A 14425-nucleotide genomic window follows, 5' to 3' on the forward strand; every position below is an offset into this window, starting at 1 on the left:
ACTCGTGCCAAACTAGACAGGGCCAGACAAATCACAAGGGCGTGGGGTCGCCAGTTAGATGCCGATTGGAGGTTTGCTTAACATCAGCCAGAGCAAGGCAATAATTGCTAAGAAGGCGGGAACGCCACAGGCAAACCAGACCTTGTATAATTTGTGATAGCGCGGGCTTAGGGTGTGGTCGGTTTCTACGGCCTTGATGGCCTCGTTACGCATTTTGATCTGGATGAATATGACGGGTATCCAAAAGATGCCGATGAAAACATATAGGATCAAGGATAGGGCAAGCCAGCCTTCGTCAAATGGCCAACCAATCGCCCATGCAAGCGCCGTTCCCGTGATTGGCTGAAAGATGGCGGCGGTGGCGGTAAAAAGCGTGTCTGCGATCACCACAACAGAGGCTGTGTGCGCGATGATGGCAGGGTTGCCCGTGCGGTGGGCCATGAGCATGAAAAAGGCGATGCCCGCGCCTGTGCCGATCAGAACACAGGCCCCAAGAACATGGGCAAGACGCAGCAGATCAAGCCACTCCATCAGCGGATCTCCAGGGCTATTCGGGTGACCAAGGCCAGTGCAATGCTGGGGAATATCTTGATTAACGGTCCGAGCGGATCAGCCCATAAATGTGGGGTGAACAGGGTCGAGGCCACAAGGTATATCAGGCTCACAAGGATCATCGCCCAGCAGGCAGATTTAGCGGTTTTCCGCACAATTATGGCACAGGCAACAGCGATGTCGACCACGGCCCAAAATGCGACACTGGCTATTGCTAAGGCGTGGGGCCAGCCTACATTTTCAAGTGTTAGGGCAGCGGTTTGGATATTGGCCAAGCCAACTAACCCTGAAGCCAACCAAAAGAAAAACAAGGTTCCCACAAGGAGCGGCATCAGTAATGACATGCGTGCAAATAGACGATCCTCAGCTGTCGCAGGCATTTTCGCGAGGGTTTCCGCTAGCGGTGATATGGTGTGCAACCCCAAAGCATTCCATGCGCTTGGGTCACCTTTTACGCCATTGCGTAGCACCACGAGGGAGGTGGAGCGCAGCGGTGAACGCCAGCCCAACAGGGACAGGCCGTCGGCAATTTTTCCAGATAGCATTGTGATGATGTTGGGGATTGCAACCTCACGATAGGTGGTGCCGAAACCCAGCCAATTGCGCGTCTGGGACACCACGTCCCGAAGCGGATGGGCAGTGGGCTCGACCAGATCACCGATGAAACCGGATGGTATTTTACCGTTCACAGCGGCATCGACCGCCAAAGCAATATCGGCAAGCGAGGTGGTTTGGATCGGGGCGTCGCCCATGGCCATTGGCTGAATGCGCGGGACGGCTGCCAACATTCGCAACATGGCTGAGCCGCCAAAGGCATGCGGCGCAAGAACAAGTCCGGGGCGAAATATCTGAAACTGCGCCCCGGAGGTTTTGATCGCAGCATCCCCGCGCGCCTTTGACGTGAGGAACCGGGTGGGTGCATCAAGGGTCGCACCCGCAGCAGAAATTTGGATCAGTTGCACATCATTCGCCGCGCAGGCTTGGGCAAGGGCGGCAACGGCGTGGTGGTGGAGGGCCTCCAAACTGTCGCCCAGCCCATCTTGCAGCGCACCGGTACAGTTCACCACGACAGCTTGCCCGCTGAGCAGGCTGTCCCAGTCCGAGGGAGAGGTGAGCGAGGCAACATCGGCAATGTGCCATGTAATATTCGGCAGTACTTTGTGAGCTGTCTCAGGGCATCGCCCAAGCCCCGTGATGTGGTGGCCGCTTGCCAAAAGGTGCCTCGTAATCCCGTACCCGATTAGCCCGTAGGCCCCTAGGATCAGGACGTTTTTGCCGCCACTAACTGTCATCGCGCCAGCGGTTGACAATGGGGTAGCGGCGATCCAGCCAGAAGGCGCTGTCGGTCAATCGCGGGCCGGGGGCGGATTGGAAGCGCTTGTATTCGCTGATATAAATCAGGTGTTCGATCTTTTTGACTACCGCGCGATCATGGCCCGCTGCGACCACTTCGGCCACGGATTGATCTTTATCCACGAGGCGATCGAGGATGTCATCAAGCACCTCATAGGGCGGCAGGCTGTCCTCGTCTTTCTGGTCAGGGCGCAGCTCGGCTGAGGGCGGTTTGTCGATGATACGCTGCGGCACCACGGGGCCATCCGGTCCCATCATCCATGGGCGATGGTTGGCGTTGCGCCAACGGCAGGTCTCGAATACGCGCATTTTATACAGGTCTTTGATCGGGTTATAACCGCCCGCCATATCGCCATAGATTGTGGCGTAGCCGACCGCAACTTCGGATTTATTACCGGTGGTCAGCAGCATTTCGCCAAACTTGTTGGATAGCGCCATCAGCAGCACGCCGCGCAGGCGGGACTGGATGTTTTCCTCGGTCGTGTCGGGCGTGGTGCCTTCAAAGAGAGAGGCCAAAGCCTGCGTCACGGCGGCGCGTGGCCCTGCAATCGAAACGGTATCAATACGCGCGCCCAGCAGTTCGGCGGCTTCACTGGCGTCTTCCAGTGAATGCTCGGACGTGTATTCAGACGGCAGCATCACGCAGCGCACATTGTCAGCGCCAAGCGCATCTGTGGCGATGGCCGCGACCAGCGCGGAATCAATGCCGCCGGACATGCCAAGCAAAACCTGTTTGAAGCCGGTTTTGCGCATGTAGTCGCGCAGGGCCTCGACCATGACGCGGTAATCTTGCTCGTAGTCGTCGGGCAGGGACGCCTTGCTCCCTTCAACTGCGTGCCACCCGTCTGCGGTGCGCGTGAAATCGACATGGGTGATACCTTCGTCGAAAACGGGCATTTGCAGGGCCAGCTTGCCGCCTTTGTTCAGCACAAAGGAGCCGCCATCAAAAACCTGATCATCTTGGCCGCCGACCATGTTGAGGTAGACCAACGGCATTTCATTCTCAATCACACGCGACACCATATGGTTCATGCGGGTGTCGAGTTTGTCGCGATAGTAGGGCGAGCCATTGGGCACCAGCAAAATTTCCGCACCGGATTCCGCGAGGGTTTCGCAGACCTCTTCATGCCACGCGTCCTCGCAAATGGGTGTGCCGATGCGCAGCGGGCCAATGGAGTAGGGGCCGCTAAGCGGGCCATGGGCGTAGAGCCGCCGCTCGTCGAATACGCCATCATTTGGTAACTCGTGCTTGAGCATGCGCGTTTTGATTTTGCCGCCGTCCAAAATGGAGTAGGCGTTGTAGAGCACCCCGTCGATGAGCAGCGGGTGGCCAATGCCCACGGCTGGCCCATCGGCGCAATCGAGTGCCAGTTGCTCGACGGCTGCCATTGCCGCTTGGGTGAAGGCGGGTTTGAGGACTAGGTCTTGCACTTGATATCCGGTGATAAACATCTCGGGCAAGGCCACCATCTGCGCGCCAGCGTCTTTGGCTTGTTTCCATGCGTCGTGCGCCTTGGCGGCGTTGCCTGCAAAATCGCCAACGGTTGGGTTTAGTTGTGCAAGGGTTAGGCGGAATTGGTCGCTCATGGATGGGGTCCTTTTAAGTCCGCCAACATTTAGCAGACTCGCAGCGAAGGGAAAGAGGCGAAGGTGAGCCGATCAAACGGGGCGCCTGCGGCGCGCATGATGTTTTATGGGCTTCCAGCCTTGTTGTTGCACAAAGAAGTCTGGCGGGATTGCTTGTCAGGCATGGGGCGCTCCACTAGGCTTCGGGCGAAATGCCAGTTTGGAGACCTGCCCATGCGTCTAAGTCTTGTATCCCTGTTTTGCCTCGGCCTTGCTGCCTTCCCTGTTTTTGCGCAGGACACAGGCACCAAGCAGTACGAGGACGGTGGCATTTATACGGGGGCCTTCAAAGAGGGCAAACGGCATGGGCAGGGGATTTTCAGTCTGCCAAATGGCTATGAGTATTCCGGCAATTGGGTGAACGGGGAAATCAGCGGGCAGGGGTCCGCGCGGTTTCCCGATGGGTCACTTTACGAGGGGCAGTTTACGTCAGGGAAGCCGCAGGGGTTTGGCAAGATAATTTTTGCCGACGGTGGGACTTATGAAGGCGACTGGGCGGGAAGCAAAATTACCGGGCGCGGGATTGCCGTTTATGCCAATGGAGTGCGCTACGAGGGCGAATTTTTGAATGCGCAGCATCACGGGTTTGGCGTCATGGTGAACCCGAACGGCTACCGCTACGAGGGCCAGTGGATCGCCGGAGTAAAGGGTGGTCGGGGGACGATCACGTATCCAGATGGGGCAAGCTATGAGGGAGACATGGCAGGTGGCATGCGCCAAGGGCAAGGCAAGTTGGTGATGCCGGACGGGCTGACCTATGAGGGCGGCTGGATCGCGGGCCAGATGGAGGGGGAAGGCGTTCAACGCCGTGCCAACGGTGATACTTACACGGGGACGCTTATTGCAGGCGCGCGTGATGGTCAGGGGCGCATGAAATACACCAACGGTGACGTCTATGACGGCGGTTTCAAAGCCGACCAGCGTCACGGGCAGGGCAGCTTGAAACGCGCGGATGGCTTTGCTTATGCAGGGCCGTGGGTTGACGGGCGGATTGAGGGTGAGGGCACAGTTACTTACCCGGACGGTTCTGTTTATGTGGGGCAATTGGTGGCCGATTTGGCGAATGGGCAGGGCAAGATTACCTACCCCGACAAGTCAAGCTATGAGGGCAGTTGGGCCAATGGCGTCATCGAGGGGCGCGGCATTGCGACCTACCCAAGCGGGGTGACTTATGAAGGCGAGTTTCACGATGCGCGCAATGAAGGGCAGGGCAAAATGACCTTCCCGGATGGCAAAGTTTACGAGGGTCAGTGGCAGGCTGGGCAAAAACATGGGGAAGGTAAGACGACTTTCCCGAGCGGGATGATTTACGAGGGTGGTTTCGCGCAAGGCAAGCGAGCAGGCGCTGGGACGCTGAGCACCACGGATGGGTTTAAATACATTGGCAATTGGGCGGATGGGCAAATGCAAGGGCTGGGCGTGGCGACCTACAATACTGGCGATGTGTATGAGGGCAGTTTTGAAGGCGGCAAACGTGAAGGCAAAGGGGTGTTGACCTATGCGTCTGGTGATATCGCCAGCGGTATGTGGGAAGGCGGCTTGTTAATTAATCGCGATACGCCCGCCGATACCGCAAGCGACCCGACCGAACCTGCCGCTGAGAGCGATACGTCAACGGGAAACTAGGCGGCGGGAAACTAGGCGGCTGATTTTTGGTGCAGCGCAGTCTGCATTTGGTTCGGGATGCTCAGGCGAACGGCCAAGCCTTTAAGTTTATTTGATTTTTCAAGGCTAAGCTCCGCGCCGTAGGCTTGTAGTAAATCAATCGCGATCGCCAAGCCTAACCCGGTTCCGGGTTTGGAACTATCAAGCCTGCCGCCTGATTTTAACGCCTCGCGCTCGCGGCCCTCAGGGATGCCCGGGCCATCGTCTTCGATCAAGATTTCAACGCCTCCATCGTATTCTCGTGCGCTTATGGCGATCTCGGAGGCGCACCATTTGAGGGCATTATCAAGCAGGTTTCCGATGACTTCTTCAATGTCTTGTTGATCCATGCGGATGCACAGATCCGAGGCGCATTCTGTGTGCATAGCTTTGCCATCGTGCTCAGCCATGGAGCCAAACAACCGGCTAAAACGCCCGACGGAATGCGTCAGATCGGTGCGCACATTTGCGTCGGCTCCGCTATTGGCGGCGCGCATACGCGCCAGAGAGCGGCCAAGTTGTGCATCAACCCGGTCCAATGCGTCCAGCGAGGTGTGCATGTCATGGCCCTGTGCATCCAGCAGCGCCAATTCGTTGCGCAAAATAGCGGTGGGTGTTTTGAGGGCGTGCGCCAGATCGGCGGCTTGGCGGCGGGCGCGGGTGATGATCTCGCGGTTGCGCTCTAGCAGGGTGTTGATGTCATCGACCAGCGGCGCGACTTCTTCGGGGTAATCCATGGCTGTTAGGTTTTCATCTTGCTGCCAGCGTTGGGCCACGTCGCGGCGCAGCTTATCAAGGGGGCGCAAAATGGTGGTGGTTTGCACGATGGCGCCCGCCATACCCAGCATGCCGACAAGGGCAAAGGCCAGCAAAAGCGAGCGGCGGGTTTGATGGCGCTCGGCGGCCATAGCGGCAAGACTTTCGGCCACGGTAACGCCCCACACGGAGCCATCTTCAAGGGTGATGTTCTGATAGGCGCTGCGAATTGGCTCGCCTTCAGGGCCAGTAATCGAGCGCAAGGTGACACTGTTGGGCGTGCCAAATGGCTCCTTCAATGCGGCGTCAAACATAGAGCCGGAGGTGTGAACTGTGCCGTCAGGGGCGGTGATCTGCCAATAGCGCCCGGAAAATGGCGTGCTATAGGCGGGGTCGTATATCCGCTCGGACAGCTTGGTGGGGTCTTGCGACGATGCGTTCAGTGCCAAAATGAGTTGCGTGTGCCTGTCGGTCAATGTGCGGTCAAAATGCTCCAGTACCGAGTTTTCAACCGAGGTCAGCAGCACAAAAGCGCCCACAAGGATGGACGCCATGGCGGATAAAACACCACCAATCATTGCTGTGCGACGCAAGCTAAGCATCAGGCCGCGTCCACCATGTAGCCGCGCCCGCGGATGGTTTGGATAAAGCCTGTCCCTAGTTTTTTACGCAGCCGCGTGATGAACACCGCGATGGTATTACTGTCGCGGTCGCCGTCATATTCATAGATGTGCTCGCTCAACTCGGTGCGCGAAATCAGCCGGCCTGCATTGTGGATCAGGTAGGATAGCACCGCGACCTCTTGGCTGGTTAAATCGACAGGCACCCCGCCCAAAGTGACTTTGGCGTTGCGAGTGTCAAAGGCCACGTTGTCTTTCTCAAACATCGGGTTGGTGCGCCCCGATTTGCGCCGCAACATCGCGCGAACGCGGGCGGCCAGTTCTGGCATATGAAACGGTTTGGTCATGTAATCGTCCGCGCCAGCATCCAGCCCGTCGACACGATCCGTCCAGCCATCGCGGGCGGTCAGGATCAGCACGGGTGTGTCGATCCCCTCGGTGCGCCATTCCTTCAGGATCGAGATGCCGTCGCGGATCGGTAGACCCAAATCGAGGATGATCATGTCATAAGGTTCAGTCGAGCCAAGAAACCCCGCCTCTTCGCCATCATGAGCAACGTCTACAACGCGGCCCTCGGCGGTGAGTAGGGTTTTCACCTGACCCGCAAGGGTCACATCATCTTCTGCAAGCAATATTCTCATGCAAGCGGGGGTATCGGGGGAATTGGGCCACCTTATGGCAGCCATGTGGCGAGAGTGTTGCGCGCTGTTGTTACTGCGCGGCCAGCACCTCGCGGCCAATTTTGGAGGCGGCAGAGATCCGCCCCCCGGTTTGAGCATCAATAACGACGCTAACGAGTTGTCCTTGGAGGTTTTTCAACACGATGCGGTAGTAAATGTCGCCCGCGTGGATGGCTTGGGCGTCAACGACAGAGGCTTGGAGGGATTTGGAAACTGAACTTAGAGTGGCCTTGAGGCTGACGGTGTTGCCCATGCTGGCAATCTGACGCAATTCAGATTGCCCCATCTCACGCGCAGAGGACGCAAGAGACGGGTTGGCAAGACCGGCGGCCATGAGGCCAAGGAGGAGGATACCTTTGTTCATGAAACAACTCATAGCTGAACGAACATGAACGCAGGGTGAATGCTGGGACTATTTCGGAGTTTTTCGTGCAGGGAGCGTAAATGATAGGGCGGCGAGAGGGGCATATGATCCTCCCGCCTTGTGTTTCTTACTGTGTGGCCTGCCCCACATAGTAGATGGTGTCGATCAAATGGGTCTCATTGAACACACCGACCTTGCCTAGGAAGCCAGAGTTGCTCTTTCGAAACCTGTCACCCGTGTCTGGATCGTCGTAGAAAAGCACTACAACCTCGTCGGGGGTTGGCAGCCCGATGGCGTGGGTCACGCCGACAAAGGCCTCGGTGACATAGGTGTCTGCCATGGTCTCGGCTTCTTGTGTTAAGGATGCTAACTCGGCGTCGCGCGCATCAACATCTGCGTTATTATAGTGACTGATTTTCAAGATGTACTGACGGGCCGTGATAGCACTGTTTCGCTTGGCATCGGGGAAGTTCACCATATCACCCTCAAGAGTGGCCAATGGCGCGCCCGATGTGTTTATCGCCGTCAATTTCTGGCGCGTCATAGGGGTGGCCAGCAGGGAGCGCTGGCAGCTTAGCAAGACAAACTGGTTCGGTTGATCAAGGCCAATATCGCCCTGCGCCGCCCCAATGATGCCAGCGCGTTGGAGGGTGCAGTCAAGGGCAGCCAGCTTGGTGTCGTCGATGCTAAGGCTTTGTGGGTCCTGCGCATTATAGAGGCTGAGGATGCCAACAGGCTGCGCTTGGGCTGATGCCGTGCTGATTGTCGCCGCGAGCATTGCTATGCTGACAACTGCTGGGCGGAGGGGGTGTTTTAAAGACATGGAAATCGCTCCTAATTGCTGAAATCAACGGTGATTTGTTGATCTTGGAACACATCGGTGATCACGCGATGCGCATCGGTTTTATGGGCGTAGAGCGCGGCTATCGGGCGGTGCAGAAGGGCTGTTGGGTGCGCGGGATGCGGCAAGCTGGGCGCGTGTCCGTGGAATGTGGCAGTGAAGGTCTTGGCGTCCCAAGTATATTCCAGTTTCGCTTTCAGTTCGCCCTCGTGGTTGAGGCCCAAGATCATATTGCCATCCATCGGGTTGCGGATGTCTGCTTCTAGTAAGGTGACTTCATAGGTCATGTCTAAAACTCCAAATCATGGTTTGATCCTTGAGTTGATAATGGCTTTGGGTTGGGTTAAATATTATCCAAATATGGAACATGATGGATAATAAATTGACCACCTTAAATTGGGACGATTTGCGGATATTTCTAGCCGTTGCGCGCGCGGGGTCGGTTCGTGGGGCCGCCAAGAAAATCGGGAAAACCCACGCGACAGTCTCTCGCCATGTGCAGTCTCTACAGGCGGCGCTGGCCAACCCGGTGTTCGAGCGGCGCAAGGAAGGGCAGTGCCTCACGGAATTGGGGCGCCAGATTTTGCCCTTGGCTGAACAGGTGGAAAATAATGTGGCCGAGATCGACCGCGTTGCGTTTTCTGCCGATAGCGGGTTGGCGGGGGGCGTGAAGCTGTCCTTGTCCGAAAGCCTGTATCTTGCGCTGCTTTATAAGCCGATTGACCAGTTCATGACGCGCTACCCGATGATAGATCTCGACATTTTGGCGACGGATAACCTGAGCAAACTTGCATGGCGCGAGGCGGATGTTGTGGTTCGGATTACCCGATCCCCGCCGGCGGGCGCGTTTGGCAGGAAGCTTGCGGATAGCCCACTGGCCCTCTACGGCGCACCGGAGTATCTGGCGTCTCGGCCCAAAAGGGATCGCTGGATATCATTTGGCTACGAGCCTGCGCGCCAGCCGGTGGTCCCGGCGCGGGTCGTGGCGCGGGCAGATACGATGGCCGCGAGCGCGCGGTTGATCCAGATGGGAAAGGGGATCGGCCTGCTGCCCTGCTATTTTGGCGATACGGACCCCGGCTTAAGGCGGCTTGATGATGTGGCCCCTATCCCGGACATGCAAATCTGGATTTTGACCCATGATGATTTGCGCAAAAACCCGAGGGTGCGGGCGCTGATGGATCATCTTTACGAGGCATTTGAGGTCTTGCGCCCGGTGATTGAAGGGCGTCACGATTGAAGGGGGGGCTACAATAGAAAAAGACCGCCCAGAGGAGGCGGCCTTTTTGTGTTACTGTGGAGGGGTCGTATTCTGGTTCAGGCCGCCATAAGGCGCAGAGGGTCCTGATTTGTGAGGGCTGTGAGTACCCGCTCGATTGGAGGGAAACGCGTGGTCTTGGCCGTGCAGAGGGTCACGGTTTTGGGGGCAACGCCATCGCGCCTCGCCTGCATCCCTTGGAGGGCTATGATGCGGCGGCGGCGGGCAATCTCGGTAAATGATCCGGTCATGGCGTTGTCCTTTGTTTCATTTCAGGGTTTGGGGCTTACATCGTGTCGCGTTGCCCGTTGTTCCATGCTGTTGGTTATGGCCTATCGGTGTTGAATGAAGCGCGAACCTGATGTTCATCTTCAGTTCATATATTTATATTGTTATAAATCAGTATGTTATAGACATTTAATTGACTAGATAGCGTCAATTTGACCTCGAATCGCCTGATATTTTGCGCTTTGTTAACAAAGAAATGCCCAGATTCGCTGAAGGTAGGGGGGATCTTTATATTCATTTCCCACACCTGAAATTGCTGCTTTTCTTTTCCGCCACGCTCCCTATGCTCACACCCATGAGCACCATAGCTGATATCCTACTTCTTATCCTGCGCTGAGCGTGCCTTCCCGGTGCGTGCCGCTCAGTAGTGCCAGCACCGGACATCTTCCAAAATAACAAAAGCTAAGGAGTGACCCCATGCAAAAGGTCAATCTTAAGGAAAAGCTAAGCCTGTTTTCGTCCCATTGGGATCCACAGGTAGTGGCCGACTATAATGGCAATGACATTATGGTGGTGAAGTTTCAGGGTGAGTTCCCGTTTCACAAACATGACGACAGCGACGACTTCTTTTTGGTGATCGAGGGCGAAGTGACCCTTGATATAGAGGGCGGCGACAGTGTTGTTATGGGGCCGGGCGAGTTATGCGTTGTGCCTAAAGGCGTTGTGCATAGACCCCGCGCTGTTACCGAGGCCAAAGTGCTGCTAATTGAGCCCCAAGGTCTGCCCAACACTGGCGATAGTGCCACCGCCGCCGCAAAACCCCGAATTTGAGAGACTGAGATCATGAGTGAACAAGATAAAGTAGTAATTTTCGACACCACCTTGCGCGATGGCGAGCAATCGCCCGGTGCCACGATGAGCCATGCCGAGAAACTGGAGATCGCGGGCCTTCTGGATGAGATGGGTGTTGATATCATTGAAGCGGGTTTCCCGATTGCCTCGGAAGGCGATTTTGAGGCGGTAAAGGCGATCTCGGAACGGTCACAAAACTCAGTGATTTGTGGGCTGGCCCGCGCCAATCTGCGCGATATTGATCGCTGCTGGGAGGCGGTGAAACATGCCGCGCAGCCGCGCATTCACACGTTTATTGGCACCTCGCCGCTGCACCGCGCCATCCCGAACCTCAATATGGACGAGATGGCCGATAGGATCCACGAGACCGTCACTCATGCGCGCAATTTGTGCGACAATGTGCAGTGGTCACCGATGGATGCGACGCGCACGGAAGAGGATTATCTGTGCCGTACCGTCGAGATCGCCATCAAGGCTGGTGCTACCACGATCAACATTCCCGACACCGTGGGATATACTGCGCCACGCGAAAGTGCGGCGCTGATTGCGATGTTGCTGGAACGTGTGCCGGGCGCTGACGAGATCATTTTTGCGACCCACTGTCATAATGATTTGGGCATGGCGACGGCGAACTCGCTGGCCGCGGTCGAGGCTGGCGCGCGTCAGATTGAATGCACGATCAACGGCTTGGGTGAACGTGCAGGCAATACTGCACTGGAAGAGGTGGTGATGGCTTTGAGAGTGCGCAATGACATCATGCCATTCCAAACGGGCATAGACACCACCAAGTTGATAAACATCTCGCGCCGGGTTGCGGCTGTATCAGGGTTTGCGGTGCAGTTTAACAAAGCGATTGTTGGCAAAAATGCTTTCGCGCATGAAAGTGGCATCCACCAAGATGGCATGCTGAAAAATGCCGAGACGTTCGAGATCATGCGCCCCGAAGATGTGGGGCTGACCGAGACGAATTTGGTTCTGGGCAAGCATTCCGGCCGTGCGGCGCTGCGTGCCAAACTGTGCGATCTGGGGTTTGAGCTGGGGGACAACCAACTCAAGGATGTGTTCGTGCGCTTCAAGGCGTTGGCGGACCGCAAGAAGGAAATCTATGATGATGACCTGATTGCGCTGATGCGCGATGCTGCAGCGGGCGATGATGTGGAGACGATCAAACTGGTTTCCCTGCGCGTTGTCTGTGGCACCGAGGGGCCGCAAACTGCTGAGATGACGCTGGAGATTGATGGGGTTGAAAGCTCGGTTGAGGCCACGGGTGATGGGCCAGTGGACGCGGCATTCAACGCGGTCAAAGCGCTGTTTTCTCATGAGGCACGGTTGCAGCTGTACCAAGTTGCCGCGGTGACAGAAGGCACGGATGCGCAAGCGACTGTCTCGGTGCGGATGGAAGAAGACGGCAAGATTGCTACGGGCCAATCGGCGGATACGGATACGGTTGTAGCTTCGGCTAAGGCCTATATTTCAGCGCTGAACCGTCTTGTGTTGCGACGTGAACGCTCGGGCGGCGATAAGGCGGAAGTGTCCTACAAAGACGTCAGCTAAGTGGTCTGACCTCATTGAGCGCCTGCGGCGCGCTCCATTTTGGAGTGCGTGGCGGGCGTGAGCCTATAGTTTGTTAGTGTTTGAACAGTGTTGTGAGCGATTTCGCCTCGGCATCCAGCCCATAAGGCGCGTTCACGATAAACATGCCGGACCCCGTCATGCCGTGGCCCTCGCGCGCCGGTGGGAAAGTGACTTCATGGTGAAGAACCCCGGGTAAGTTTTGTGTTTTGAGGGCGTTGATCATCGGGATATGTGCTTTTGACACCAAAATCGGATACCAAAGCGCGATGACGCCGACGTTCCATTTGCGGTGCAGTTTGGTGATGTGACCGGGGATTGTGTCGTAGTCTGTTTTGATCTCGTAGCTGGGGTCAATGAGCAGTACGCCACGGCGCGGTTCTGGCGGGCAAATGGCGTGGGCCATCTCGAAGCCGTCTTGTTTGTGGCATTTGGCATTATAGGGCCGCATTGTATCGCGCAGGGCTGTGTATTCCTGCGGGTGCAACTCGGCCAGATGCAGCTTGTCATTTGGGCGCAACAATAGGGCGGCCAACAGGGGCGAGCCTGCGTAGGCGGTGTCGCCGTGTTGCTCGCGCAGCTTTGTGAGCGCTAATAGGTAGGGGTGATCAGATGCGAAACCTTCAATCAATCGGGAGATGCCAGCCACGGCCTCCCCGGTTTTGAGCGCCTCGGTGCTGGACAGATCATAGAGCGCGCGCCCAGCATGCGATTCTAGATAGCTGAGCGGTTTGTCTTTACGCGTCATATAGGCCAGCATCGCGCATAGCAGCGCGTGTTTATGGACATCGGCGGGGTTTCCGGCGTGGAAAATATGTTGGTAAGACAGCATAGCGTGCTTCTAACGGGTTGAGAGGGGGCGGAATAGTGCTGATATGTTGATGCAGACGCCTTTCAACCAGCGCGCGGCTTCCCTATAAGTCGGTGATCTTCCCCGCAGGCCGCTGAGTCGGTGGGGCCTTATGACTGAGCAGGACACAATACGCATGGCTGGCATTTTTTCGGGTCTATTTTCAGGTCTATTTTCATCTGACATGGCTATCGACCTTGGGACAGCGAACACGCTTGTGTATATCAAAGGTAAGGGCATCGTGTTGAACGAGCCTTCTGTGGTGGCCTACCACACCAAAGGCGGGCGCCGTGAAGTGTTGGCTGTTGGTGAGGACGCCAAGTTGATGCTGGGGCGTACGCCCGGCTCGATTGAGGCAATTCGCCCTATGCGTGAGGGTGTGATTGCTGATTTTGATACGGCTGAAGAAATGATTAAGCACTTTATTCGTAAGGTGCATCGCCGCTCTACGTTTACTAAGCCGAAGATTATTGTCTGTGTGCCGCATGGCGCGACACCCGTGGAGAAACGTGCCATTCGCCAATCCGTGTTGGGGGCTGGTGCACGTAAAGCTGGCCTAATTGCCGAGCCGATTGCGGCCGCGATTGGGGCGGGTATGCCGATTACTGATCCAACGGGTTCCATGGTCGTTGATATTGGCGGCGGGACTACGGAAGTTGCCGTGATGAGTTTGGGTGACATCGTTTATGCGCGCTCGGTGCGTGTGGGCGGGGATCGCATGGATGAGGCGTTGATTTCATATTTGCGCCGTCATCAAAACATTTTGGTCGGTGAAAGCACGGCCGAGCGGATTAAAACCTCTATCGGGACCGCGCGGATGCCTGATGATGGGCGTGGGTCGTCGATGCAAATTCGCGGGCGTGATTTGTTGAACGGCGTGCCGAAAGAAACCGAGATCAACCAAGCACAGGTGGCGGAAGCCTTGGCCGAGCCAGTGCAACAAATCTGCGAAGCGGTGATGACGGCACTGGAAGCGACGCCACCTGATTTGGCAGCGGATATTGTGGATCGTGGCGTGATGCTAACTGGTGGCGGCGCGCTGTTGGGCGAGTTGGATCTGGCACTGCGTGAGCAGACAGGTTTGGCCATTTCCGTGGCGGATGAAAGCTTGAATTGTGTGGCGCTTGGCACTGGTAAGGCGCTTGAATATGAAAAACAACTGCGCCACGTCATTGATTACGATAGTTAAGCCTATCATCGGTGCCGTGATGGTGCCTGCGCAGCTCGGA

At 56.6% G+C, this 14425-nt stretch carries 15 protein-coding genes; 5 read left to right on the forward strand and 10 right to left on the reverse strand.

The window, feature by feature from the left end; all coding sequences use genetic code 11:
- Positions 1 to 54: 54 nt before the first annotated feature.
- The 3 genes from AC3Y7R_RS11230 to AC3Y7R_RS11240 are packed head-to-tail and all read right to left on the reverse strand — an operon-like array spanning position 55 to position 3492.
- The gene (locus AC3Y7R_RS11230) at positions 55 to 531 is read right to left on the reverse strand and encodes a DUF2269 family protein (RefSeq protein WP_490042139.1); all 477 of its coding nucleotides are present in this window, start codon (positions 529 to 531) and stop codon (positions 55 to 57) included.
- Complete coding sequence (locus tag AC3Y7R_RS11235) at positions 531 to 1844, reverse strand: SDR family oxidoreductase (RefSeq protein ID WP_490042140.1); 1314 nt, start codon at positions 1842 to 1844, stop codon at positions 531 to 533. Before AC3Y7R_RS11235 ends, AC3Y7R_RS11230 begins: the two co-directional genes overlap by 1 nt.
- A complete protein-coding gene (locus tag AC3Y7R_RS11240; RefSeq protein WP_490042141.1) occupies positions 1834 to 3492 on the reverse strand; it encodes an NAD+ synthase in 1659 nt (552 codons plus the stop codon). The genes AC3Y7R_RS11235 and AC3Y7R_RS11240 overlap by 11 nt, the downstream gene beginning before the upstream one ends.
- Before the next feature lie 213 nt (positions 3493 to 3705).
- Between AC3Y7R_RS11240 and AC3Y7R_RS11245 the strand changes: the two genes are divergently transcribed.
- Entirely contained in the window at positions 3706 to 5157 is a 1452-nt protein-coding gene (locus AC3Y7R_RS11245; RefSeq protein ID WP_490042289.1) for an MORN repeat-containing protein, read from the forward strand.
- Positions 5158 to 5168: 11 nt separating this feature from the next.
- Here AC3Y7R_RS11245 and AC3Y7R_RS11250 read toward each other — a convergent pair whose 3' ends face one another.
- From AC3Y7R_RS11250 to AC3Y7R_RS11270, 5 genes are all read right to left on the reverse strand, one after another.
- Positions 5169 to 6533 (reverse strand): ATP-binding protein, encoded by a 1365-nt coding sequence (locus tag AC3Y7R_RS11250; protein ID WP_490042142.1) that lies wholly within the window; start codon positions 6531 to 6533, stop codon positions 5169 to 5171.
- A complete protein-coding gene (locus AC3Y7R_RS11255; RefSeq protein ID WP_490042143.1) occupies positions 6533 to 7192 on the reverse strand; it encodes a response regulator in 660 nt (219 codons plus the stop codon). The genes AC3Y7R_RS11250 and AC3Y7R_RS11255 overlap by 1 nt, the downstream gene beginning before the upstream one ends.
- Before the next feature lie 70 nt (positions 7193 to 7262).
- The gene (locus tag AC3Y7R_RS11260; RefSeq protein ID WP_490042144.1) at positions 7263 to 7595 is read right to left on the reverse strand and encodes a hypothetical protein; all 333 of its coding nucleotides are present in this window, start codon (positions 7593 to 7595) and stop codon (positions 7263 to 7265) included.
- Positions 7596 to 7722: 127 nt separating this feature from the next.
- Positions 7723 to 8418 (reverse strand): hypothetical protein, encoded by a 696-nt coding sequence (locus AC3Y7R_RS11265; RefSeq protein ID WP_490042145.1) that lies wholly within the window; start codon positions 8416 to 8418, stop codon positions 7723 to 7725.
- Positions 8419 to 8429: 11 nt separating this feature from the next.
- Positions 8430 to 8723, reverse strand: coding sequence for a hypothetical protein (locus AC3Y7R_RS11270; protein ID WP_490042146.1), 294 nt, complete (start codon positions 8721 to 8723; stop codon positions 8430 to 8432).
- 83 nt (positions 8724 to 8806) lie between these two features.
- On the opposite strand from AC3Y7R_RS11270, the gene AC3Y7R_RS11275 reads away from it, so the two are divergent.
- Positions 8807 to 9676 carry a LysR family transcriptional regulator gene (locus tag AC3Y7R_RS11275; protein ID WP_490042147.1) on the forward strand — a complete coding sequence of 290 codons (870 nt, stop codon included), beginning with the start codon at positions 8807 to 8809 and terminating at the stop codon, positions 9674 to 9676.
- A 77-nt stretch (positions 9677 to 9753) separates the two neighbouring features.
- On the opposite strand, the gene AC3Y7R_RS11280 is transcribed toward AC3Y7R_RS11275, so the two are convergent.
- On the reverse strand, positions 9754 to 9945 hold the full coding sequence (locus AC3Y7R_RS11280) for a hypothetical protein (protein WP_490042148.1): 192 nt from the start codon (positions 9943 to 9945) through the stop codon (positions 9754 to 9756).
- A 454-nt stretch (positions 9946 to 10399) separates the two neighbouring features.
- Between AC3Y7R_RS11280 and AC3Y7R_RS11285 the strand changes: the two genes are divergently transcribed.
- Positions 10400 to 10753: a cupin domain-containing protein gene (locus tag AC3Y7R_RS11285; RefSeq protein ID WP_490042149.1), complete on the forward strand. Its 354-nt coding sequence runs from the start codon at positions 10400 to 10402 to the stop codon at positions 10751 to 10753.
- A gap of 12 nt (positions 10754 to 10765) precedes the next feature.
- Entirely contained in the window at positions 10766 to 12328 is a 1563-nt protein-coding gene (locus AC3Y7R_RS11290) for a 2-isopropylmalate synthase (protein ID WP_490042150.1), read from the forward strand.
- A 73-nt stretch (positions 12329 to 12401) separates the two neighbouring features.
- Here the strand turns inward: AC3Y7R_RS11290 and AC3Y7R_RS11295 are convergent, their stop codons facing one another.
- Positions 12402 to 13178, reverse strand: a complete 777-nt coding sequence (locus AC3Y7R_RS11295) for a 23S rRNA (adenine(2030)-N(6))-methyltransferase RlmJ (RefSeq protein WP_490042151.1) — start codon at positions 13176 to 13178, stop codon at positions 12402 to 12404.
- Between the two features lie 154 nt (positions 13179 to 13332).
- On the opposite strand from AC3Y7R_RS11295, the gene AC3Y7R_RS11300 reads away from it, so the two are divergent.
- Positions 13333 to 14385, forward strand: a complete 1053-nt coding sequence (locus AC3Y7R_RS11300) for a rod shape-determining protein (protein ID WP_490042152.1) — start codon at positions 13333 to 13335, stop codon at positions 14383 to 14385.
- The last annotated feature ends 40 nt before the right edge of the window (positions 14386 to 14425 follow it).

It is taken from the genome of Litoreibacter sp., assembly GCF_058136045.1.

What these genes read in the sequence shown, in the direction of transcription:
- AC3Y7R_RS11230 (WP_490042139.1), bottom strand. Translation starts at nt 531, where the DNA reads ATGGAGTGGCTTGATCTGCTGCGTCTTGCCCATGTTCTTGGGGCCTGT.
- AC3Y7R_RS11235 (WP_490042140.1), bottom strand. Translation starts at nt 1,844, where the DNA reads ATGACAGTTAGTGGCGGCAAAAACGTCCTGATCCTAGGGGCCTACGGG.
- AC3Y7R_RS11240 (WP_490042141.1), bottom strand. Translation starts at nt 3,492, where the DNA reads ATGAGCGACCAATTCCGCCTAACCCTTGCACAACTAAACCCAACCGTT.
- AC3Y7R_RS11245 (WP_490042289.1), top strand. Translation starts at nt 3,706, where the DNA reads ATGCGTCTAAGTCTTGTATCCCTGTTTTGCCTCGGCCTTGCTGCCTTC.
- AC3Y7R_RS11250 (WP_490042142.1), bottom strand. Translation starts at nt 6,533, where the DNA reads ATGCTTAGCTTGCGTCGCACAGCAATGATTGGTGGTGTTTTATCCGCC.
- AC3Y7R_RS11255 (WP_490042143.1), bottom strand. Translation starts at nt 7,192, where the DNA reads ATGAGAATATTGCTTGCAGAAGATGATGTGACCCTTGCGGGTCAGGTG.
- AC3Y7R_RS11260 (WP_490042144.1), bottom strand. Translation starts at nt 7,595, where the DNA reads ATGAACAAAGGTATCCTCCTCCTTGGCCTCATGGCCGCCGGTCTTGCC.
- AC3Y7R_RS11265 (WP_490042145.1), bottom strand. Translation starts at nt 8,418, where the DNA reads ATGTCTTTAAAACACCCCCTCCGCCCAGCAGTTGTCAGCATAGCAATG.
- AC3Y7R_RS11270 (WP_490042146.1), bottom strand. Translation starts at nt 8,723, where the DNA reads ATGACCTATGAAGTCACCTTACTAGAAGCAGACATCCGCAACCCGATG.
- AC3Y7R_RS11275 (WP_490042147.1), top strand. Translation starts at nt 8,807, where the DNA reads ATGGATAATAAATTGACCACCTTAAATTGGGACGATTTGCGGATATTT.
- AC3Y7R_RS11280 (WP_490042148.1), bottom strand. Translation starts at nt 9,945, where the DNA reads ATGACCGGATCATTTACCGAGATTGCCCGCCGCCGCCGCATCATAGCC.
- AC3Y7R_RS11285 (WP_490042149.1), top strand. Translation starts at nt 10,400, where the DNA reads ATGCAAAAGGTCAATCTTAAGGAAAAGCTAAGCCTGTTTTCGTCCCAT.
- AC3Y7R_RS11290 (WP_490042150.1), top strand. Translation starts at nt 10,766, where the DNA reads ATGAGTGAACAAGATAAAGTAGTAATTTTCGACACCACCTTGCGCGAT.
- AC3Y7R_RS11295 (WP_490042151.1), bottom strand. Translation starts at nt 13,178, where the DNA reads ATGCTGTCTTACCAACATATTTTCCACGCCGGAAACCCCGCCGATGTC.
- AC3Y7R_RS11300 (WP_490042152.1), top strand. Translation starts at nt 13,333, where the DNA reads ATGGCTGGCATTTTTTCGGGTCTATTTTCAGGTCTATTTTCATCTGAC.